Source organism: Agrobacterium sp. K11, assembly GCF_059429395.1.
In genome coordinates this window covers 291322-312384 of sequence record NZ_JCAHRB010000008.1, presented here as the reverse complement: position 1 = coordinate 312384, position 21063 = coordinate 291322, and the positions used below count along the sequence as shown (strand labels likewise).

Sequence of the window (21063 nt, the reverse complement as noted above, 5' to 3'; positions counted from 1 at the left end):
CCTGTCCCGAGCATCTGCAACCGATTGATTTAACGCTACCTGGTTGAATCCTCGGGACAAGCCCGAGGATGACGGCGGAGAGGTGTTATCCCTTAACCGGCGTTTCCGGCACCGGCGTCAGCACCTTGCCATCCCTAAACCAGCCGAGAATATTGTCGGCCACCAGATCGGCCATCGCGTTGCGCGTCGGGATGGACGCAGAGGCGACGTGCGGCAGCAGGGAAACGTTCGGCAGTGACAGGAACGCTTCCGGCACCTTCGGTTCGGCGTAGAACACATCGAGACCGGCGGCACCCACCGCACCGCTCTTGAGGGCCTGCAAAAGCGCATCCTCATCGACGCTGGAGCCGCGTCCGACATTGATGAACACGCCCTGCGGACCAAGTGCCGAGAGGATTTCCGCATTGATCGCCTTGTGCGTTTCCGGGGTGCCGGGCACGATGCAGATCAGCGTGTCGACAGCCTGCGCCATCTCCTTTAGCGAACCGTAATAGGTATAGGGCAGGCCATCGCGCTTGCTGCGGGTATGATAGCCGATCTCCACCTTGAATGGCTCCAGCCGCTTGGCGATTTCCTGGCCAATGCGGCCCATGCCGAACAGGCCGACCTTGCGGCCGCGCAGGGAAAACGGCGAAAGCGCGAAGGGCCCTTCGCCAACCCATTTTCCCTCACGCAGCCAGGTTTCGGCCTGATAGAGACGACGAACCGTGTTGATCAGCAGCGCAATCGTCGTGTCCGCAACTTCGTCGTTCAGCACATCGGGCGTATTGGTCACCACGATCCCGCGCGTGGCGGCATGTTTGGCATCAACGCCATCATAACCGACGCCGAAATTGGCAATGATCTCGAGTTTCGGCAGCGCATCGATCCATTTGGCGTTGACGACGCCAGAAACGGCGATGGCATTAATGCGCTCAGCCGCACCATCAGGCAGAACCGGCTCAGCACCGGCGGGCACTGTCACGATCTCGACCTTGCCTTCGAGGCGTTCGAGCACGCGCGGGTTGATCTTGCCGGGAACGAGAACGACGGCTTGTCTGTCAGACATGGGTGGATATTCCTCCTGATTGCATTCCGATATCGTCAGAGCGGATTCATGGGCGAACCACTCGCCATCCCGCTCTTCTGGGCCGCGATCTTTTCAAACAACGGCGGCCGTGAAAAGGGCAATAAGGGGAAGCTATGGGGGCAGACGGAAGTTTCATGCCGTTTTTTTACGCGCCCGCCTCCGTCATGCCGGACTTGAGGCGCGCGTCGGCGGGGCGCAAAGAGTCTTTCCAGCTCAAGGGCTTGAGCTGGCTGGCTTTAGGCTGAAGGCCGGAATGACGAAAGAGAGAGAATCGCTGCTCAAACCCTCGGACGCACCGGCCCTGTCGACTGGCGGATGCGCATTTCCGGCTTGATGAGGTGCACGCCATCCGGCTCGTGGCTGCCCGCCAGCCTGTCCAGAAGCGCGCGCGCCGCAAGGCGCCCCACCTCGGCCTGTCCGTTGGACACCGTGGTCAGCGCCGGCGTGGCGATGGCCGCCTCCTCCAGATCGTCGTAACCCGTCACGGAAATATCCACGCCCGCCACCAGTCCGGCGCGCGAAATGCCGTTCATCAGGCCGATGGCGACCAGATCGTTCCAGCAGACAGCAGCGGTGGGCTTCTGCGGCAGCGACAGGAAATGCACTGCGGCCTCGAAACCGCCCTGCTTGGAGCGTGGGCCGGGAATACGCAGGTTCGGATCGACCTCGATTCCCGCCTTGCGCAGCGCGTTGACATAACCCTGATAACGATCGCGGCCGGTCGAGGTCTGGTCGGTACCACCAACCATGGCGATGGTGCGATGGCCAAGACTGATCAGATGATTGGTCGCAAGCGAAATGCCATAGCTGTCGTCGCCGCGATAGGTCGGCATGTCGACGCCCTCGAGCGAGCGGGCCACCAGAATGGCGGGCATGCCGTTTTCCTCAGCCAGCGTCATGTCCTCGATCGGCGTGCCGATGGCGGGCGACATGATGATACCATCAGAACCAAGTTGCAGCAGCGTTTCGATGAAGGTGCGCTGTTTTTCAACCGAATCATAATGGTTGGACAGAATGAAGGTCTGGCGGCTGCGATCCAGCTCGGTTTCGATGGCCTTGAGAATTTCACCATAAAACGGGTTCATCACATCGTGGAACACCACGCCGATGATGCCGGAGCGCGAGGTGCGCAGGCTGGCGGCCCGGCGGTTGTAGATGTAGCCGAGCGCCCGTGCCTGTTCCTTGATCTTGTCGCGGGTGTCGGAGGCGACCAGCGGACTGTCGCGCAATGCAAGGGAGATGGTGGCAGTCGATAGACCGAGGCTTTCGGCGATTGTCGACAGTTTGATCTTTTGTGCCACGGCATTTCTCCCCAAACCCATGTCATTGACAGACGTTTCTGTTTAAATCGCAATTAAACAATTTAAACAAAATCCGCAACCGGTTTAAGGAATATCAACAAAAAGACAGTGGTTTTTAAAAACTCAACAAATTATTGAAGGTTGGTATCGATCACCTTGAGAAGTTTAACCACCGTCCTGATGTCCTTGGCCGAAAGCCCCGCAATCGCCCGCGCACCGCAATTTGCGATGGAGACGTTGATATGTTCGACGCTTTTCAGGCCTGTCTCCGTCAGTTTCACCAGTGTTACGCGGCCATCTTCGTCATCGCCGCTGCGCTCCACGAAGCCCTGGGCTTCCATGCGGCCGATGGTTCGCGTCATGGTCGGCGCCTTGACACCAAGTTTCTGGGCGATCTGCCCAGGCGTGAGGCTGCCTTCCTGCGCCAACGCCAGAATAACGCCGTCCTGCCCGGCATAAAGGCCGCTTTCGGCAAGGCTGTGGCTCAACGCCGTGCGCATGGAACGGGCGGCCTGGGTGATGGATTGCGCCAGTTCCTCAGGGTTGAAATTCTCATCCCTCTTTTTGGCGTCCTTTACTTTCTTGGTGCCCTTGTCCTTTTTGGCGCCCTTGTCCTTATGCCCAGTTTTGTCCTTGCTCATATGCGAGTGCCTTTTACCCTGTGGCGGAACCGATATATGTTGCTGGAAATCCTTACCGAATGCACGCGCGGACTGCCAGATGCCAAACTCATACACGCATTATCACGACGAAAACGTAACAGACCCACATCTTCGCGCAACAGGTGCAATTTCAGTGCTGCCGCTCGGTGCGCACGAACAGCACGGGCCGCACCTGCCCTTCGAGACAGACACGCTGATTGCGACGGGCATTGTCTCCCGTTTGGCTGCTGTTTTGCCCGCCGGTCTGCCGGTCTCCTTCCTGCCGGTGGAGCCCGTTGGATATTCCATCGAGCACATGAATGTGCCGGGCACGAAGTCGTTGCGTTACGATGAGGCCGTTGAGCGCTGGCTCGGCATTGCTAAGGCCGAATATGAAAAAGGCGTGCGCAAATTCGTGATGTTGAACGCCCATGGCGGCAATTCGCCATTGATGACCATCGTCGCCACCGAGGCGCGCGCCCGCTTCGGTATGCTGGCGGTCGCCACCAGCTGGACTCGTTTCGGCGTGCCAGCGGATATCGTGAAGCCTGAAGACAAGGCGATCGATATCCATGGTGGCGATATCGAGACGTCGGTCATGCTGGCGCTTTGCCCGGAGCGGGTGGCGATGGAAAAAGCCGTCAACTTCCCCTCCCGCCAGAGCGATTTCGCCAGCCGTTTCAGGCATCTGCGTGCCTATGGTCCACACGCTTTCGGTTGGCTGATGAGCGACCTGAACCCTGATGGCGTTGCCGGAAACGCCGCCGCCGCCTCAGCCGAGAAGGGCGAAAGGATCATTTCCCATGCCGTTTCGGGCCTTGTCGAACTGCTTGAAGACGTCCACGCTTTTGACATAACGTTATTTCATAACAAAATTTGAAAAACTGCGCCGAAACCAGCCAGAATCCCTTTGAACTGCCCGAACGTCGCGCCTATATGGACGTCGACACTTATTCCTTGAGGCCTCAACCGGCCTTTCTCCACGCGAGGTTTCCATGACCGAAACAGCACCAGCCAAGCCCATTCCAGTCACCGTCCTGACGGGATATCTAGGCGCCGGCAAGACGACGCTTCTCAACCGTATCCTGTCCGAGAACCACGGCAAGAAATACGCTGTCATCGTCAACGAATTCGGCGAGATCGGCATCGACAACGATCTGATCGTCGAATCCGACGAAGAAATCTACGAAATGAACAATGGCTGCGTCTGCTGCACGGTGCGCGGCGACCTCATCCGCGTGGTCGAAGGCCTGATGCGCCGGCCCGGCCGATTCGACGGCATCATTGTCGAGACCACTGGCCTTGCCGATCCCGTTCCGGTCGCCCAGACCTTCTTCATGGATGACGACGTGCGCGCCAAGACCGAGCTTGACGCCGTGGTCGCACTTGTCGATGCCAAGCACCTGCCGCTACGCCTGAAGGACAGCCGCGAAGCCGAAGATCAGATCGCTTTTGCCGATGTCGTTATCGTCAACAAGACCGATCTCGTTTCGCCGGAAGAAGTTGCCCGCATCGAGGATATCGTGCGCGCCATCAATCCCTCTGCGCGCATCTACAAGACCACCCGTTCCGGCGTCGATCTTGCCCGCGTTCTCGACCAGGGCGCCTTCAATCTGGAACGTGCGCTCGAAAACGATCCGCACTTCCTCGAGCACGGCCACGAGGATCACGCGTGCGGTCCTGATTGCGACCACCACCATCATGATCATGGGCACGATCACGGCCATGACCACCATCATCACGACCATGATCACGCGCACCACGATCATGACCACGGCCACGATCACCACCACCATGGCGCCGCCTCCCCGATCCATGACGTAACGGTGCAGTCGGTGTCGCTGCGCGGCGGCGAAATGAACCCGGAGCGCTTCTTCCCGTGGATCCAGAAGGTCACCCAGACGGACGGCCCGAACATCCTGCGCCTCAAGGGCATCATCGCATTCAAGGGCGATGCGGAACGTTACGTGGTGCAGGGCGTGCACATGATCATCGAGGGTGATCACCAGCGCCCGTGGAAGGAAGGCGAAAAGCGCGAAAGCCGCCTTGTCTTCATCGGCCGCGAACTCGACCGCGAAAAGCTGGAAAAGAGCTTCAACGCCTGCCTTGCCACGGCTTGACATCCTTGACGGGGCACCGTGTCACCTTTGGCGTTTTCGGTGCCCTTCCTCACTTTCGACGTCATCCTCGGGCTTGACCCGAGGAGCCATTGCCGCCAGCATATGGATGGTCGAGTGATCCCCGGGCATGACCCGAGGACCGACCTTGACGCCACGGGTTGAAACCGCACCAACGGGTCTTCCCGACCTGGTCTGCGACCGAAATCCATCAATGACAAACACATAGACGAAAGACCGATGCCCCATGCCGACTGTTGCCCCGCTTGATATCGAAGGCCACGTGGTCTCGACCCATTTTCTCGGCGACATTCCGCTGTTTGCCACCGCCGCCGGCACCATTCACCGGCTGGATGGCGGCGAGAAGGTCACTGAGGCGCATGAGGGTCTGCTGACCTGCATCCGCGACCCCTATAGCGCCACGCTGCTTTCCGGCGGCGAGGACGGGCGCGTGCTGCGCATTGGCCATGATGGCAGCCTCAGCGAGATCGCCAATGTGCCGCGGAAATGGGTCGGCGTTGTTGCCGGCGGTCCGCAGAAGGCGGTCGCTTATGGTGTCGGCAAGTCCAGCTTCGTGCGCCTCTCGGACGGCACGGTCAAGGAATTCAAGGAAGAACGCACGGTGGAGGCAATAGCCTTCGCGCCCAAGGGCCTGCGCATTGCCGTTGCACGCTATAACGGCGTGACGCTGCATTGGGTGGCGAGTGCAGGCGATCCGGTCGATCTGGAATGGAAAGGTGCCCATACCGGCGTCACCTTCTCGCCTGACGGTAAGTTCCTCGTCACCACCATGCAGGAAAACGCCCTGCATGGCTGGAAGATGGAGGCCACCAAGGGCGGCATGGAAGCCCGCCATATGCGCATGACGGGTTATCCCGCCAAGGTGAAATCCGTTTCGTGGTCGGCAAAGGGCAAGTGGCTCGCCTCATCAGGTGCCCCGGCCGCGATCGTCTGGCCGTTTTCCGGCAAGGACGGCCCGATGGGCAAGGCACCCGAAGAACTTGGTAGCCGCGCCAACATCATGGCTACCAATGTCGCCTTTCACCCGCTGGAAGATGTGCTGGCCATTGGCTTCATTGACGGCATGATCCTTGGCGTGCGGCTTGCGGATGGCAAGGAAGCCCTGCTTCGCCGCCCCGGCAAGGGCGCCATTACCGGCATGGACTGGAGCGCCACCGGCAAACTGCTCGCATTTGCCTCCGAGGCAGGCGACTGCGGCATTGTCGATATTTCGGCGTAAGGACAGCAACAGGCGCACGTCCGGTTTCGACGGATGGCTGGATACGGCTCAATCTCCGCCCTCATTCCTGTGCTCGTCACGGGAATCTAGACAGCCCAAGTCCTTGGGCTGCAAGGGACTGTTTTCGCCACGCAGACGCGCATCGACTGGATTCCTGTGACAAGCACAGGCATGAGGGCTGGTAGGTGTCAGCGCCAGAAAACCTCGGCGTTGTCTCGCTATTCGCTGACCTGACGCCGCGTCAGGAACAGCAGCAGCATGGCTGCCCCTGCACCAACCGAAGCAAGTCTGATCGACGTACCGAAGCTTGCATATTGCGACACAAACCCCATAAGCGGCACTGCAAACAACCCGGCAAGGAAGATGGAATTCATGTAGAGCGCGGTCGCCCGCGCGGTGCGGCCGCGCGCAAAGCCCTGCACGAAGGTGAGGCACGTTCCGGCGCAAAGCCCGTAATAGGCCCCTTCAAGTGCTGCTCCGAACAACATGGCCGGAAGGGTCTGGACCGAGGCTATGACGTTGAAGGCGACGATTGCCATCACCGCAGAGATACAAAGAAGGATGCGGGCGCTGACCCGGCGCATGATCCTTGGCGCAAGCAGGATCAGCAGAACCTCCATCGCGCATTTGACGCTGAGCGACAGGCCCGGCACATAATCCGGCAGGCCTACCTCGCGCACCAGAAATACCGGCAGGGCCGAGGCGCACAGGGCGTGGGCGAAAGACATGCAGAAGCTGGCCGCCGCCGCCATCAACAGCGGCAGGTTGCGCCGCGTATCGTTGTCGCCCTCTTTCCGTCGCTCCATCGGGCATGTCTGGCCGCGCGGCACGAAGGCAAGGGCAAGCCCGCCCCAGATGGCCGCCATCAGCATGGCATTCATGAACACGGCCTGCGCACCGGCAAGATCGAGGATCAGATAGGCGGCGGCCGGAAGCAGCATCCATGCCAGCGACACCATTGTCCGCAGAAAGGCGTTATAGGCAGGCGCATCCAGTGCTTTTACCCGGCCATGGTAGCGACCATAACTGAAAATCAGGGTACTGGCGGCGTTGGAAAGCCCCATCCCCGTTGCCGTCACCGCCACGAGCAATGCGAGATGCCCGGAGGTCGCCGCCGCCGCTGCGATAAAAGCACCAAACACAGAGAGCAGCAGCAATGGCCGCACCCGCACACCGGCATCGACACGTTCGCCATAAGTGCGGCTGGCGATGATCGAAGCAACCATTGCCGTCACGCTGTAGAGACCAAGCGTGGCCGGCGGGTGACCAAGGACCTGTATGATGTAAAAACCGATAAATGGCACAACAGCCGCATTGGTGCCGCCGGCGATGAAGACCAGCACGGCGATCATATAGGCCTGACGATCAAAAACGCCCGGCGAGGTGTTTTTCTGTAGCATGGGGGAATCGACTGGAGATCGGCAGCGGGAAGTGGATTGATGCCACCATCACACCAAAAGGGTATGCTGTTCAAGCCCGAGCGGAAGGCGATGTGTGTTTTCGTTCGTCACGAAGCACACCACCCCTGTTTCCTTAAGCACCGGGGCGTCGCAGCGCTTGCGCCGCCCCTTGTCGAAGACGGAAAAACCGTCAGAACTTCACGCCAAGGCCAACCTTGACGACGTGTTCGCTGACATCGCCGGTCGAAGTGATCGGACCGGTATGGTAGGTTGCCTTGCCGAAGTCGTTGTAACGATATTCGACGCGTCCAAACAGGTTGTTGGTAAAGGCATAGTCTACACCCGCGCCGACCGTCCAGCCGTGCAGCACCTTGCTGTCCTCACCGAAGGGCGCCTTCACTTCGCTGTCCGTCGCGGTGTAGCCGGCAGCGGTGTAGATCAGCGCCCGGTCGATTGCATAACCGGCGCGCAGACGCGCGGAGCCGTTCAGGCCTGCGGAAACCTCGCTGGTGACGATGGTCTTGTCGCCCCAGGCATAACCGAGATCGCCCTCGACACCCAGAATGATGGAGGGGGCCACTTCAGCGTTATAACCAGCGAAACCGGAAAAACGGCCGCCGTCAAATTCATGCTTCGTGGTGACACCGAAAGTGGTCGACTTCACGCGGTTCCAACCATAACCGGCGGAGGCACCGACATAAACACCGTCCCAGGAAAAGGCAGGCGCAACATCGTTGACGACCGGTGCCGCTGGAATATCGCCGACGGCGTCGGCGGCAACGGATGCGTCAGAAAGAATGCCGAGCAGGCCGAGAGCGAGAAGAGATTGTTTCAACATGCGATAGCTCCTTGAAAATACCATCCCGGCACCTGCGTGATGCGAGTTTTCGCGACCAGAAACGCAGCGTAATGACGGGGTTGACGCACCCCTAGATTGAAGAACATCGTGGTTAAAATCGCGTAAACGGCACGGACAAAAAGGCCCTTGCAGAACGTATTCCCGTTAACATTGCCAATATTTATCAAATATAAATCAGAACTCACGCGGATGATCCCGAACCGTGGGTCCCGACATATGACGACAGCGATCGCGTCACAAAACCCTCATGAGTAGTGGCCATCCCGCAGTTTTGTGTGTGCAGTCATTGGCGGCCACACAAACAAAAAAAGGGAGCCCGAAGGCCCCCTTGCAGTCATGCGATGCGCCGTTTGTTATTTCCGGAAGCACCGTGTGTCATACACACGTAGCTGGAGGACTGCTTCCGGCTTATATCCTGCGCGCATCGTTCACGCCGAAAATCCCTGTCGATTTTCGATCTGCACCATTAGTGGCGACGCTTTTTGCCGCCATCGTTCTTGTTGTCGATGACATCGACGGAAGTCTTGTTGCCGTTGAGAAGGCCATTCAGGATACCGGTCTTGTTGCCGTTCAGAATCCCGTTATTGGACAGGATACCGCTGACACCCAGATCGATGCTTGGCGACACGACGACGAGTGCGCCGCCCTTGTTGCTGTTTCCGGACAGGATACCGCCCAGCAGACCACCGGCATTGGCTTGACCAACGGAAGCGACAGTAAGAACAGCGGCTATGCAAGCAAATTTGGCAATCATTTCTCTCTCCTCTTATGTTTGATCACGCCCCATGGCGTAGTCGAACTGTATATTTAGAGGATTCTAATTCAAGCAAAGCCTAATATTACAATAAATAATTAACTTTAATACTGGTGATTTTAATCAAGTTTTACGCGACTGGCGCCGGTATATTCTTCTCGAATTTCCGTGGAATACACCATGACTTCCGGCCTCGACAATATGTCGCCCCTGAAACTTTATTAACCATCCAAATATAAGATATTGCTTAATTAGAGACCGGAGATGCAAATGCGGCTGGGAGGATACATCGCGCTTGTTCTTGGGCTTGCCTGCACCTGCGGTGCGCAGGCGGGGGAAAACGCCGATGAACACAATATCACCTATAAAACCGGCATCGGCTACGACACCAATTACTTCGGCGATACCAACCGGCTGAAGGCGATTTCGCTGCGCGCGGGCTTCGGGCTTAACGGAAAGTTCGTGCTTGATGGCACGGAACTGCGTTATTCGCTCGAGCATGAGGAGGTTCGCCTCCCCCGTTACCGTTTTGCCAATGAACACAACACCATTGCCAGCCTGGGGCTGACCAGGCGTCTGTCGGAGCGGCTGGAATGGGCCGTGGAGCTGCGTGGCACACGCAGCGATGCCGGCGATATCTTCCTGCATCTGCCGGAAGAAGACATCGGTTACCGGCGACTGGACCACAAGCTGGAGGCATCGACACAGCTCGGCATCCTTGCTCTTGGCGGAAAGAACACGCTGACGGCGGGTTTTGCCAGCCTGATGAAAGGCAGGGCGCGTTTTCGTCCGGCCTATTTCGAGCCCACCCGCCTGGAGGCCAATGAAGCGCTCTTGTCGCTCAAGGCCGAACATGTGCGCCCGCTGGCCGGCGGCGAGGCCGGACTGACAATTGCTTATGACCGCATTGTCGTGCCGGAAAGCCAGCAGGAGAAATACGAGCGTTTTCCGGCCAGCACGTTGCGGGGATCACTTGCCTACGGTTTCAAGTTCTCCGAACACTTTGCCGTTCTGGCCGAAGGGGGCCTGACGTCCATTTCCGGCGACGATATCAGCGACAAGGTGAAGCGCACCCGGCCCTATCTCAGGGCCGAAGCCGAGGTGAAGGCTACCGACCGCATCGCCTTCGGTGCTGGCTTCTCCCAGGATTATGCGCTTTTCGACCCTGATGATCCCATTGCCGAGTTCCACCGCCGTTGGCAGTTCGTGGTTACAAGCAAGCTCACCGACAAGGTGGGGCTGGACCTGGCGCTGCAGCGTGTCCACAAGGACTGGATCTATTACAATTACGATACCAGCGAACGCAGGCTGGTGGCCACACTGTCCTTCGATACCGGCAAGAACAGCAAGCTGGAGGTGGAATTCAACCGCCTTCTGCATGGCGAGCGCGACACCGACCTGTCCTATAGCGGATCGAGCGTCACCTCGCGTTTCACCGGCACCTTCTGAAACATAGGGCAGCCACATCACCAAAGCGCATATCAGGTCGAAATTCGGTCCCAATTTCTGCTAGAATCCAGCTCCGAGATTCGAAGGCAGGACAGACCGGATAATGAACAGACGACTTTTGCTCCTTGCGGCTGGCCTGACCTCCATTCCCGTTGCCGCCGCGGCACATCCGCATATTTTCGCCGAAGCGCGCATGGAAATCGTCGAGGGGCCGAACGGTACCATCCAGGAGGTGCGCAACATCTGGCGTTTCGACGAGATGTTCTCGGCAAGCGTGGTGATGGATTACGACAAGAACGGCGACCTGAAGCTGGACAAGAATGAGCTGGCCGAAATCGGCAACACCGTGCGTGAATCGCTCGGCGAATATTCCTACTACACCTTCATTACCGCCAACGGAAAACAGGTGGATTTCGCAAAGCCCGACACCATTCATGTGGACTACAAGGACAAGCAGATCCTGATGTTCTTTTCCGTCAAGCCAAACACGCCGCTTTCCATCAAGGGCAAGCTCAGCTTCGGCGCGTGGGACCCGACCATGTATACGGCGATCGATTTTGCGAAAGACGGCGATCTGGCGACCGTCGGCAAGGATCTCGCCGCCTGCAAGCACCATGTCGTGCGCCCCGACCCGGACGAGGTGATCTCACAAAACCAGAGTTCGCTCACCGACGCTTTCTTCAACGACCCGACCGGCACCGACATGACCAAACTCTTCGCCACCCGGCTGGAGGTGACATGCTGAGCCGAAGCGGGCGCCTTTGCGGACACCTGACCATCGCCGCGATCTGCGTGCTGGCTGTGGCAGGTGCTGCCCATGCGCAATCGCCGCTCGGCATAGGCTCGGCCGAGCCGTCCTTTGCCCCTGGCGGGCCGTTCGCGCCGCTGATGCAATGGATCAACGTGCACCAGCAGATGTTCTACCGGGCGCTGACCGGTGCCCTGAAAGCCATGCGCGAAGACAATTGGGCGATGGCATCGCTGGTTGGCCTCTCCTTTGCATACGGGGTCTTTCATGCCGCCGGTCCTGGCCACGGCAAGGCTGTCATCTCTTCCTATATGATCGCCAATGAAACGCAGCTGAAACGCGGCATTCTCATTTCCTTCATTTCAGCACTCATTCAGGGCGCAATGGCCATCGGCCTCGTTGTCGCAGCCTGGCTCGTGCTGCGCGGCACCTCCATCACCATGACGAAAGCCACGCAGGCAATGGAGATCGCCAGCTTTGCCATGGTGGCGCTGTTCGGCGCCTGGCTTCTGCTACGCAAGCTCTGGTCGCTGCGCATCCGGCGCGTACCTGTTGCCGCCTTCGCCGTTGCAGGGGAAGCAACAGCAGTCAGAACCACGGGCATGGGCACGGGCCTCAGGTTTCAGGGCAAGCCGGTTTTCGCGGACCACGCCCATAGCGGCACAGGTGATCTTTGCGTCTCCTGCGGAAAATCGCACGCGCCCGATCCGCTGCTCCTCAAAGGCAAGAATTTCAGCCTGCACGAAGCGTGGTCGGCCATCATCGCAGTTGGCCTGCGGCCATGCTCCGGCGCCATCATCGTCATGAGCTTTGCGCTCTTGAACGGGATTTTTCTCGGCGGCGTGCTTTCCGTGCTTGCCATGTCGCTGGGTACCGCCATCACCGTATCGCTGCTTGCCATCATGGCCGTCTCGGCCAAGGGGCTTGCCGTGCGCTTCGCCGGCCCCGGAAGCCGCAGGGCAGCGGGCATCAGCCACGCGATCGAGATTGCCGGTGCGCTGTTCGTGCTTTTGATGGGCCTTATGCTGCTTGGCGCGTCGCTTCAGTTCTGACTGTCGCGGCGGCGCTGGTAGCGGGCGCGCAGCCAGAACAGCAGGAAAAAGCACAGCACCACCACCGAGCCAAACGCCGCCGCAAGAAAGGGCGAATAATCCCCCAGCCACAGCATGATTTTCGGCATCACGTAAAACACCAGCCCAAAACCAAGGATGATGCCAGCGGCTGCAAGGCCCGGCGACCAGTCTTTACGGCCAGAGCCAGCCTTCTTTTCAGGCGTGGTCATGGGCGAGCTCCGCGCGGATATCCTCAAGCTTGCGCTTCTGCGCGCCATCGGCCGTAAAATTCTCCGGCGAAAGCCAGATTTCAAACGCCTTGCCAATCAACGGCCATTCGCCGTCGATCATGGAAAACCACGCCGTATCGCGGTTGGCACCCTTGGAGATCATGTGCTGGCGGAACACACCCTCGAAGGTGAAGCCGTAACGCTTCGCAGTGATCTTGGAGGGTTCGTTTTGATTGTGGCATTTCCACTCGTAGCGGCGGTAACCCAGATCCTCGAAAACGTGTTTCGCCATCAGATAATGCGCTTCGGTCGAAAGCGGCGAGCGCTTCATCCTGGCGCCATGGGCAACCGAACCGACCTCGACCACGCCATTGGCGGGATCGGGCCGCATGTAGCTTGCCATTCCGACGACGTCACCGGTGGCATTTTCAACGAAAACCAATGTCACCCAGTTGAGTTTATCACCCGCGTTGACAAGCCAGTCACCAAAGGCTGCAGCATCGGCAAAGCCGCTTTGCGGGAAATATTTGAGAAGCGCATTGACCCCCTCACCACCAAGCGCAGTCCAGAGCCTTGCAAGATGCCTGTCGCGATCAAACGTTTCCGCCGTCACATAACGGCCCTTCAGCGTCACCGGCTGCGGCGCCGGACATCCCTTAAAATCACTCAGATCGCGCATTCTCTTCCCCATTGTCTGGGAGAAGGATTAGGCCAAGCGGGGCTGGATGACAACAGTGCATATACGGCAGGGGGGCGTGGTTCACCCCCCTGTTCTAACCTCAAACCTTCGCCGCCACCACCGTCGACTCGATATGATCGACCAGCGCATCGGGCAATCCCAACCGCCCGGCAAGCAGATCGAGATAACCGCGCTCAGCCCGCGTATCGGCCTCTATGGCAAGACGCGAGGCGGTGTAGATTTCCACCTTCTGCTCCTCTGTGCGGGCAGCAGCCACCAGTGCGTCGATATCCAGAGGATCGGCCAGTTCCTTTTCGAGGAACCGCTCGGCTTCAGTGTCGAGGCCGGACACCTGCACCTTATCCATGATGTTGGCGCGCTCTTTTTCGTCGATATGGCCGTCTGCCTTGGCAGCGGCAATCATCGCCTGGATGAGTTTCAGCGCAAAATCGTTGGAAAGGGCGGGAGATTGCGGATGGAAGGCGGAATCGGCGGGCGGGGCGAGAAGCTCCGGCTCGGGTTTTGGAGCTACTTCAGGCGCCTGCCCGGATTTGTAATTCTTGTAGGCGAGATAACCGAGACCGGCGATGGCCGCGACGCCGCCGATGGTGGCGACATTGCCGGCGAGCTTGCGGCCGGTCTTTGTGCCCAGAATGGCGGCGGCAAGCGCACCGGCCTTCATCGGATTGTTCTTGGCGATATCGGCGGCCTGCCCGGCTCTGTCACGGACGCTTCCCGAAAGGCCCGGCACCTGTGAGCCGAGGAATTGTTCAAGAAGCTTCTTGGCGTCGAACATCAAAATCTCCTGTGAGGGTAAAGTCTACACGGGAAGATAGGGAGCCATGGCACGAATACAAATGACAAACCCGCTCACGCCTTCGTGAACGGGCTTGAAGAAGTGGTAGATCAGCCGCGCAGCGCTGCGGCTTCGGCGGCGAGCCTGGTGATGCCGGCCCAGTCAGCCGTTGCCACCAGTTCGCGCGGAGCAACCCAGGAACCGCCGACACAGACGACGTTCGGCAGGGAAAGATAATCATTGGCATTCTTCAGCGAGACGCTGCCGGTCGGGCAGAACACCGTGCCGGCGAGCGGCGAGGAAAGTGCCTTGAGGTATGGCGCGCCACCGGCCTGTTCCGCCGGGAAGAACTTCAGCACCTTGTAGCCTTCGTCGCGCAGCGCCATGACTTCGCTTGCCGTGGCGGCCCCTGGAAGCAGCGGCACGTTGGAGGCGCGCGCAGCTTCCAGCACGCTTTTGTTGATGCCGGGGCTGACGATGAAGGTTGACCCGGCTTCAGCGGCCGCCTCGAAATCTTTGGCGTTGAGGATGGTGCCAGCGCCGACATGGGCGCCCTCCACTTCCGCCGCAACCGCTCGGATGGCATCGAGTGCCGCCGGCGTGCGCATGGTGATCTCGATTGCCTTCAGGCCACCTGCGACCAGAGCGCGCGCGAGCGGCACGGCGGAAGCGGCATCATCCACGATCAGCACCGGCACGACCGGCTGCAGCTTGAGGATGGAGAGCAGTTTTTCGGAGTCCTGGGCCAAGATAAGCCTCCCTTGCGCGATTGAAACGATTGAAATCCGGTTTATCGATTAGCCTGCCCCGGCCTTGATGTCGAGGCATGGCAAGACCATTTTTATCCAGATACTTCAATCTATTCGCTTCTTTATGACGTCTTCATGCGATAATCTGGCGCACCGGTTTACGGAGACAGCATGGCCAAGGAAATCGAGCGGAAGTTTCTGGTTGCAGGCGATGAATGGCGTAATGAAGTGACGCGTAGCATGGCTTTCCGGCAGGCATATGTCGCCTCGCTGGAAAATCGTTCGGTCCGGGTCAGGATCGTCAACGGGCTTGACGCGACACTGACCATCAAGATCGGCGCGAGTTCGCTCGTCCGCGATGAATATGAATATTCCATTCCACTGAATGACGCGGAAGAATTGATGGCCAGCGCCCCCGGCGTGGTGATCGAGAAGATGCGCCACACGGTTGATCACGGTGGATTCACTTGGGAAGTCGATGTTTTCGAGGGTAAATACAAGGGGCTGATCGTGGCGGAGGTAGAGATGGACGACGAGAACGCCAACCCCGATCTGCCCTCCTGGCTTGGCAAGGAGGTAACGGGCGACCGTCGATTCTCCAACCAGTCGCTCGCCATGGACTGTCCCCACGGAGACTTGGCGGATGCCCTTCAGGATTGACCCGAACAAACCGTTCGACGATGAAATCCGCCGCGCGGGACTGGAACTCATCGAAGAGGCGATAATCAGCCTTCGCGACCAGCCTTCCGGGCGCCATGAGGCGGTGCACGATGCCCGCAAGCGGTTCAAACGGCTGCGCGCCCTCTACCGCCTCATCGCCAGGGCAGCACCCGATTTCAGCAAAGAGGAAAACGCCCGCTTTCGCGACATCGCCCGCTCGCTCGCTTTTGCGCGGGAAGCGACGGCGCTGGTGGAGACGGTGGAGTATCTCGAGACTTTCGCGGCCTCCACGACGCAAGGGAAGGCGCTGCGATCGATCGCGACAGTCCTGCGCAAGCGCCGTGACCACGCCATCGAACATGAGGCAGGTCTCAACGAGGCCATTGCGGCCGCCATCGCCGGCTGCGAGGAAGCACGCAAGAGGCTGAAGGCAGTGTCGCTGCCGGACGAGCTTAAGGATGTGACAAGGCTGGTGAAAACCGGGTGGGCGAAGCAGAGGAAGAGGGCGCGTAAAGCACTTGCCGACTGCCATGAGCAGGCCGACGTCGAACATTTCCACGAATTGCGCAAGGCGGGTCAGGCCTACTGGATGCATCTCGGCCTTCTGCGCCGCCTCTGGCCATCGGCCATGCGCGCCAAGCGGGCCGACACCAAGCGGCTGGTCGACATCCTCGGCCACGAGCACGATCTTTCGGTCCTTGCAGCCTTTGCCGACCGGGAACCGGAGCGTTTCGGCAATGGCGAGCGACTGGCTCTGCTTCTCGATGCAATCATTCAGAGGCAGCAGGCGCTGCGCGGAGATGGCCTTGAGTTGGCAAACGAAGTCTTCTCCGAATCCGCCAGAACCGAAAGCCGCATCGTCGGCCTTTTATGGCGGCAGGCGGCGAAGTAGACCGGAAAGCCCGAAGAGACTGAGAATTTGACGATTTTCAAAATACCGGCAGCGGCGGATAAATATTGATTTGCGGCCGCCGCCGCTGTATTTCAGCGCCCATGACCGACACCACCATTCTCCCCCGCCCGGAAGCCGCCCCTCACCCCACTGGCGATTTTCTCGTGGCTGCGCTTTATCATTTCGCCCGCCTGCCGCGGTTTGAAAGCCTGCGCGACGAGCTGTTTCAGCTTTGCCGGGAAAACGGCGTCAAGGGCACGCTGCTTCTGGCGGCGGAAGGCATCAATGGCACCATTGCCGGGCCGGATGCGGGTGTGCGCGCCATACTTGCCTTCCTGCGTGCGCAGCCGGAATTTGCGGCGCTGGAACATAAGGAAAGCCGGGCATCGAACATGCCCTTCGTGCGCATGAAGGTGAAGCTCAAGAAAGAGATCGTCACCATGGGCGTGCCGGATATCGATCCCAACCGCATCGTCGGCACCTATGTCGATCCGCGCGACTGGAACTCGCTGATCTCCGACCCGGACACCATCGTCATCGACACCCGCAACGACTACGAGACCGCGATCGGTCTCTTCAAGGGTGCGGTGGACCCGAAGACCAAGACCTTCCGCGAGTTTCCCGACTGGGTAAAGAACAATCCCGGCCTGCACAACAAGCCGAAGATCGCCATGTATTGTACCGGCGGCATCCGCTGCGAAAAGGCGACCGCCTTCATGAAGGAACAGGGGTTCGATGAGGTCTATCACCTCAAGGGCGGCATCCTGAAATATCTGGAAGAGGTGCCGGAAGAAGAGAGCCTGTGGGAAGGCGCCTGCTTCGTGTTTGACGAGCGCGTCTCCGTCGTCCACGGTCTTGCCGAAGGCGATCACAAGCTCTGCCACGCCTGCCGCAACCCGATCACATCGCAGGTGCGCCAATCCCCGTTGTTCGAGGAAGGTGTGTCCTGCCCGAGCTGTTACGACGACCGGACAGAAGAGGACCGCCAGAGGTTCCGCGACCGGCAGCAGCAGATCGAACTGGCAAAGAAGCGCGGCGAGCGCCATCTGGGGCGCTAAAGCGGATCGGCGGCCAGCCACGGCACGTCTTCACGGTGAGAAGGCTCTTACGCGATTAACGACTTGATCGCTCTGCCCCCGGATGAGGTCCGGGGTGACGGAGTGTGGATCACCCTTTTGCCCCTGCCCGAAGCGCAAACAGCGGCGCCGTCTGCTCCTCCAGCATGGCGGTAATCTCTTCAGCGGCGACGGGTTTTGAGAACAGGTAGCCCTGCAATTCGTCACAGCCACACAGATGCAGGATAGCCGCCTGTTCTTCGGTCTCGACGCCCTCCGCCGTGACCGGAATATCGAGAGATTTCGCAAGCGCCACGGTTGCCTGCAACATTTCCAGCGACCGCCCGCCCTGTTCCAGGGCCATGACCAGCGACCGGTCGATCTTCATGCGGTCGAAACCGAAGCGGCGCAGATATCCGACGCTGGCGAAACCGGCTCCGAAATCGTCGAGCGCTATATGCAGGCCAAGCTGTTTCAGCTTGTCGATTGCCGCACTTGCCCGCTCCGGATTCTGGATGAAATAGCCCTCGGTCATTTCCAGCCGCAGCCTTGCGGTCGGCGTCTGCGTGGCGGCGAGAATATCCGCCACGTTGCCGGAAAAGGCCGGATTGCGGAACTGAACGGGTGAAATATTCACCGAGAGCTTGATGGAGGGCCATTGACCCGCCGTCTCGCAGGCCTTGCGCAGCACCAGCAGGCCGAGCCGCTCGATAAGGCCACTGGTTTCGGCAGCGGCGATGAAGATATCCGGCGGCACGAAGCCGTATCCCGGCCTTTGCCAGCGGGCAAGTGCCTCCACCCCGGTTATACTGCGCGTGGCGGCATTGACGACCGGCTGGTAGACCACCGATATCTCGTCATTCAGGATGGCATAACGCAGATCGGCCTCAAGCTGCAGCTTCTCCTCGCGCAGCGCATCCATTTTCAGCTCGTAGGCGACATAACGCCCACGCCCGTTTTCCTTGGCCTGATACATGGCCATGTCGGCGCGGCGCAGCAGTTCCTCACCGTTGATATCACCGGCTCTGGAGACGGAAGTGCCGATGCTGCAACCGATGCTCGCCACCCGCTCGCCGATGCTGAACGGCTCGGTGAACAGTTCGAGCAGCGCCTGGCAGAGCTTGCGGCCTTCCGACCACACGTCGTTGCCCTGAATGGCGATGGCGAATTCGTCGCCGCCGAGCCGCGCGAGCACGGCATCTTCCGGCACAAGCACCCTGAGCGCCGCCGCAACGCCCTTGATCAGCCGATCGCCGGCAGCGTGACCGTAGGAATCGTTGATCTCCTTGAAACCATCAAGATCGAGGTAAAGCAGCTTGATATCGGTCTTGTCGTGGCGGGCCTTGCCCACCATGCGGTTCAGCTTGGAAAACAGCCCGGCGCGGTTGCTGAGCCCGCTCAGACGATCGCGCAGCGCCTCTTCCCTCGCCGCCGCTTCATCAGCCTTCAGCCGGTCGAGCGTCGCCGAACCGATGATGAGAAGTACGAGAAAGAACGTTCCGGCAATGCCGAGTGCCGTGAAGACGACCGGCCGGGCCTCATGGAAGCTCACGTCCCCCGGCAGCTGCGAGCGCCAGACGAGCCGCGCCAGCACATCACCAAGCGGATTGACGACATCCACATGGTTGGTCGCCGGTCCGTCGCCATATTGCAGTTGCAGACCATCGATGACGTAGTTGCGGGCCAGCTTGTCTACCGTCGCCTGTTTGAGATGACGCGCGAAAATCAGATATCGCCGCTCGGATCCAACCGGAGGCAAGACCCCGGATTTGAGCCGCACCAGCGCGACACCCGTAGCCGCGACGCCGTCGCGGGTTTTCACGAAACCGGTGACCTGCGACGCGATGCCGGGACGCATGGAGCGCACCCGTTCGATCATCTCCTTGAGGCCTTCTGCAAAGTAGTCATGGGGCTTCCAGGCAACCGGCTTGCCGTTCTGGTAGGCCATGCGGACCTTGCCGTCTTCGTCGAGGACGACGGCGGTATCGAAAAGATCGCTGTTGACCGTCATCTCGCCATAATTGCTCGCCACCCAGTCGAACCTGTCGGGGGCGTAGACATAGTCGGCGGCATCGTCCCAGGCGGCGTAGTCGTTCAGCGTCGCGCCAAGCTGGTCGCGGAAGGTGACAAGGGCGCCCGCCGTTGTCTCTCGCGAGCGGGCATTGTCGAGCGAGTTCGCCCTTTCCCTGACCTGGCTCAGAGCAGACAAGACCAGCGCGGTGACGATGAGAAGCACCAGCGCAAATGTGGACAACACGACGCCGACGGCGGTTCTACGCCCGACCGGCAAATATTCCCCAATGTTTCGCGGCGCAATCCGCATAAAATCCCCTTCGAAAGCATCATCTTGCGAAGGAAACATTCAAAAGCCGTTAAGTTGGATTGTGGCGACGCCACAAAAAACAACGGGTATAAAACGACAGTAGGTGTGAAAAAGAGAAAAATTCTCCCCACAATGGTGGGGGATTTTCATAAAAAGCGCGGATGCGTTCGCCCCGCAAACAAAAAACCTCCCCCGCGAACGGGAGAGGCTGCAACTTCAATCGTGTCAGGCCTGATTACCAGGACGGAATGACCGTGCCGTTGAACTTCTCCAGAATGAAGGCCTTCACTTCCGGGCTGTGGTAGGATTCCACCAGCGTCTTCACCCACGGCTTGTCCTTGTCCTGCGCACGAACGGCGATGACGTTTGCGTAAGGGGACTTTTCGCTTTCGATGGCGATGGCGTCCTTCTTGGGGTTCAGGCCTGCTGCCGTGGCATAATTGGTGTTGATGACCGACGCGTCGGTGTCATCCAGCGAGCGCGGCAACTGCGCAGCGTCAAGTTCGACGATCTGGATGTTCTTCGGGTTTTCGGTGATGTCGGCAGGCGTCACCTTCAGACCGGCTTCTTCCTTGACCTTGAGCACACCCTTGGAAGCGAGAACGAGAAGCGCACGGCCGCCATTGGTCGGGTCGTTCGGAATACCGACCGTCGCGCCGTCCTTCAGCTCGTCAAGGCTCTTCACCTTCTTCGAATAAACGCCCATCGGGGTGGTGATGGTGGTGCCGACGCTGACGAGATCGAACTTGCGGTCAGCGATCTGGTTGTCGAGGTAAGGCTGGTGCTGGAAGGAGTTGGCCTGAAGCTCACCGTCTGCCAGTGCCTGGTTCGGCACGACGTAGTCGGAGAACTCGACGATATCGATGTCCAGTCCCTTGGCGGCGGCGATCTTCTTGACCTGTTCCATGATCTGCGCGTGCTCGGCAGGTGTAACACCAATCTTGATGGTTTCGGCCAGCGCCTGACCGGCGGTAAAGAGAGCGGCGAGCGAAGCCGCGAGGATGATTTTCTTCATGGATGTCTCCTTGGGTTTGTTGTTCTTGGGTTTG

General features: G+C 59.5%; 21 protein-coding genes. 9 read left to right on the top strand and 12 right to left on the bottom strand.

All coding sequences use genetic code 11. The features are described 5' to 3' along the window. Nucleotides 1-85: 85 nt before the first annotated feature. From AC5SEO_RS16265 to AC5SEO_RS16255, 3 genes are all read right to left on the bottom strand, one after another. Nucleotides 86-1048: a 2-hydroxyacid dehydrogenase gene (locus tag AC5SEO_RS16265; RefSeq protein ID WP_013762344.1), complete on the bottom strand. Its 963-nt coding sequence runs from the start codon at nucleotides 1046-1048 to the stop codon at nucleotides 86-88. Between the two features lie 299 nt (nucleotides 1049-1347). Beyond that, nucleotides 1348-2370: a LacI family DNA-binding transcriptional regulator gene (locus AC5SEO_RS16260; protein WP_004430963.1), complete on the bottom strand. Its 1023-nt coding sequence runs from the start codon at nucleotides 2368-2370 to the stop codon at nucleotides 1348-1350. A 131-nt stretch (nucleotides 2371-2501) separates the two neighbouring features. Next, a complete protein-coding gene (locus AC5SEO_RS16255; protein WP_174006310.1) occupies nucleotides 2502-3011 on the bottom strand; it encodes a MarR family winged helix-turn-helix transcriptional regulator in 510 nt (169 codons plus the stop codon). Between the two features lie 79 nt (nucleotides 3012-3090). Here AC5SEO_RS16255 and AC5SEO_RS16250 point away from each other — a divergent pair, with 79 nt between their 5' ends. The 3 genes from AC5SEO_RS16250 (at nucleotide 3091) to AC5SEO_RS16240 (ending at nucleotide 6368) form a co-directional block, all read left to right on the top strand. Further along, nucleotides 3091-3891: a creatininase family protein gene (locus tag AC5SEO_RS16250; RefSeq protein ID WP_111788551.1), complete on the top strand. Its 801-nt coding sequence runs from the start codon at nucleotides 3091-3093 to the stop codon at nucleotides 3889-3891. A 115-nt stretch (nucleotides 3892-4006) separates the two neighbouring features. Next, nucleotides 4007-5131, top strand: a complete 1125-nt coding sequence (locus AC5SEO_RS16245; protein WP_004430957.1) for a CobW family GTP-binding protein — start codon at nucleotides 4007-4009, stop codon at nucleotides 5129-5131. Between the two features lie 244 nt (nucleotides 5132-5375). After that, nucleotides 5376-6368: a WD40 repeat domain-containing protein gene (locus AC5SEO_RS16240; protein ID WP_013762340.1), complete on the top strand. Its 993-nt coding sequence runs from the start codon at nucleotides 5376-5378 to the stop codon at nucleotides 6366-6368. Between the two features lie 218 nt (nucleotides 6369-6586). On the opposite strand, the gene AC5SEO_RS16235 is transcribed toward AC5SEO_RS16240, so the two are convergent. From AC5SEO_RS16235 to AC5SEO_RS16225, 3 genes are all read right to left on the bottom strand, one after another. Beyond that, nucleotides 6587-7768, bottom strand: a complete 1182-nt coding sequence (locus AC5SEO_RS16235; protein WP_174006307.1) for an MFS transporter — start codon at nucleotides 7766-7768, stop codon at nucleotides 6587-6589. A 190-nt stretch (nucleotides 7769-7958) separates the two neighbouring features. Then, a complete protein-coding gene (locus AC5SEO_RS16230; protein WP_004430952.1) occupies nucleotides 7959-8606 on the bottom strand; it encodes an outer membrane protein in 648 nt (215 codons plus the stop codon). Between the two features lie 487 nt (nucleotides 8607-9093). Then, nucleotides 9094-9381: a hypothetical protein gene (locus AC5SEO_RS16225; RefSeq protein ID WP_004430950.1), complete on the bottom strand. Its 288-nt coding sequence runs from the start codon at nucleotides 9379-9381 to the stop codon at nucleotides 9094-9096. A 270-nt stretch (nucleotides 9382-9651) separates the two neighbouring features. On the opposite strand from AC5SEO_RS16225, the gene AC5SEO_RS16220 reads away from it, so the two are divergent. From AC5SEO_RS16220 to AC5SEO_RS16210, 3 genes are all read left to right on the top strand, one after another. Then, nucleotides 9652-10830 (top strand): hypothetical protein, encoded by a 1179-nt coding sequence (locus tag AC5SEO_RS16220; RefSeq protein ID WP_174006306.1) that lies wholly within the window; start codon nucleotides 9652-9654, stop codon nucleotides 10828-10830. A 103-nt stretch (nucleotides 10831-10933) separates the two neighbouring features. Further along, nucleotides 10934-11575, top strand: a complete 642-nt coding sequence (locus AC5SEO_RS16215; protein ID WP_004430943.1) for a DUF1007 family protein — start codon at nucleotides 10934-10936, stop codon at nucleotides 11573-11575. After that, complete coding sequence (locus AC5SEO_RS16210; protein WP_035200192.1) at nucleotides 11569-12630, top strand: nickel/cobalt transporter; 1062 nt, start codon at nucleotides 11569-11571, stop codon at nucleotides 12628-12630. The genes AC5SEO_RS16215 and AC5SEO_RS16210 overlap by 7 nt, the downstream gene beginning before the upstream one ends. Here AC5SEO_RS16210 and AC5SEO_RS16205 read toward each other — a convergent pair. The 4 genes from AC5SEO_RS16205 to AC5SEO_RS16190 form a co-directional block, all read right to left on the bottom strand. After that, the gene (locus AC5SEO_RS16205; RefSeq protein ID WP_003516247.1) at nucleotides 12621-12860 is read right to left on the bottom strand and encodes a hypothetical protein; all 240 of its coding nucleotides are present in this window, start codon (nucleotides 12858-12860) and stop codon (nucleotides 12621-12623) included. The genes AC5SEO_RS16210 and AC5SEO_RS16205 overlap by 10 nt on opposite strands. Continuing rightward, nucleotides 12847-13539, bottom strand: coding sequence for a GNAT family N-acetyltransferase (locus AC5SEO_RS16200; RefSeq protein WP_019566970.1), 693 nt, complete (start codon nucleotides 13537-13539; stop codon nucleotides 12847-12849). The genes AC5SEO_RS16205 and AC5SEO_RS16200 overlap by 14 nt, the downstream gene beginning before the upstream one ends. Before the next feature lie 100 nt (nucleotides 13540-13639). Continuing rightward, nucleotides 13640-14335, bottom strand: coding sequence for a tellurite resistance TerB family protein (locus tag AC5SEO_RS16195; protein ID WP_003516244.1), 696 nt, complete (start codon nucleotides 14333-14335; stop codon nucleotides 13640-13642). Nucleotides 14336-14445: 110 nt separating this feature from the next. Further along, the gene (locus AC5SEO_RS16190) at nucleotides 14446-15084 is read right to left on the bottom strand and encodes a 2-dehydro-3-deoxy-phosphogluconate aldolase (RefSeq protein WP_003516242.1); all 639 of its coding nucleotides are present in this window, start codon (nucleotides 15082-15084) and stop codon (nucleotides 14446-14448) included. 171 nt (nucleotides 15085-15255) lie between these two features. Here AC5SEO_RS16190 and AC5SEO_RS16185 point away from each other — a divergent pair, with 171 nt between their 5' ends. From AC5SEO_RS16185 to trhO, 3 genes are all read left to right on the top strand, one after another. Continuing rightward, nucleotides 15256-15744: a CYTH domain-containing protein gene (locus tag AC5SEO_RS16185; protein ID WP_003516240.1), complete on the top strand. Its 489-nt coding sequence runs from the start codon at nucleotides 15256-15258 to the stop codon at nucleotides 15742-15744. Continuing rightward, entirely contained in the window at nucleotides 15728-16636 is a 909-nt protein-coding gene (locus AC5SEO_RS16180; RefSeq protein WP_174006300.1) for a CHAD domain-containing protein, read from the top strand. Before AC5SEO_RS16185 ends, AC5SEO_RS16180 begins: the two co-directional genes overlap by 17 nt. 101 nt (nucleotides 16637-16737) lie before the next feature. Beyond that, nucleotides 16738-17694 carry an oxygen-dependent tRNA uridine(34) hydroxylase TrhO gene (trhO, locus tag AC5SEO_RS16175; RefSeq protein WP_111790033.1) on the top strand — a complete coding sequence of 319 codons (957 nt, stop codon included), beginning with the start codon at nucleotides 16738-16740 and terminating at the stop codon, nucleotides 17692-17694. Between the two features lie 109 nt (nucleotides 17695-17803). Here trhO and AC5SEO_RS16170 read toward each other — a convergent pair whose 3' ends face one another. After that, nucleotides 17804-20053, bottom strand: coding sequence for a bifunctional diguanylate cyclase/phosphodiesterase (locus tag AC5SEO_RS16170; RefSeq protein ID WP_003516234.1), 2250 nt, complete (start codon nucleotides 20051-20053; stop codon nucleotides 17804-17806). A gap of 196 nt (nucleotides 20054-20249) precedes the next feature. Next, the gene (locus AC5SEO_RS16165; protein ID WP_003516232.1) at nucleotides 20250-21029 is read right to left on the bottom strand and encodes a MetQ/NlpA family ABC transporter substrate-binding protein; all 780 of its coding nucleotides are present in this window, start codon (nucleotides 21027-21029) and stop codon (nucleotides 20250-20252) included. Between the last annotated feature and the right edge of the window lie 34 nt (nucleotides 21030-21063).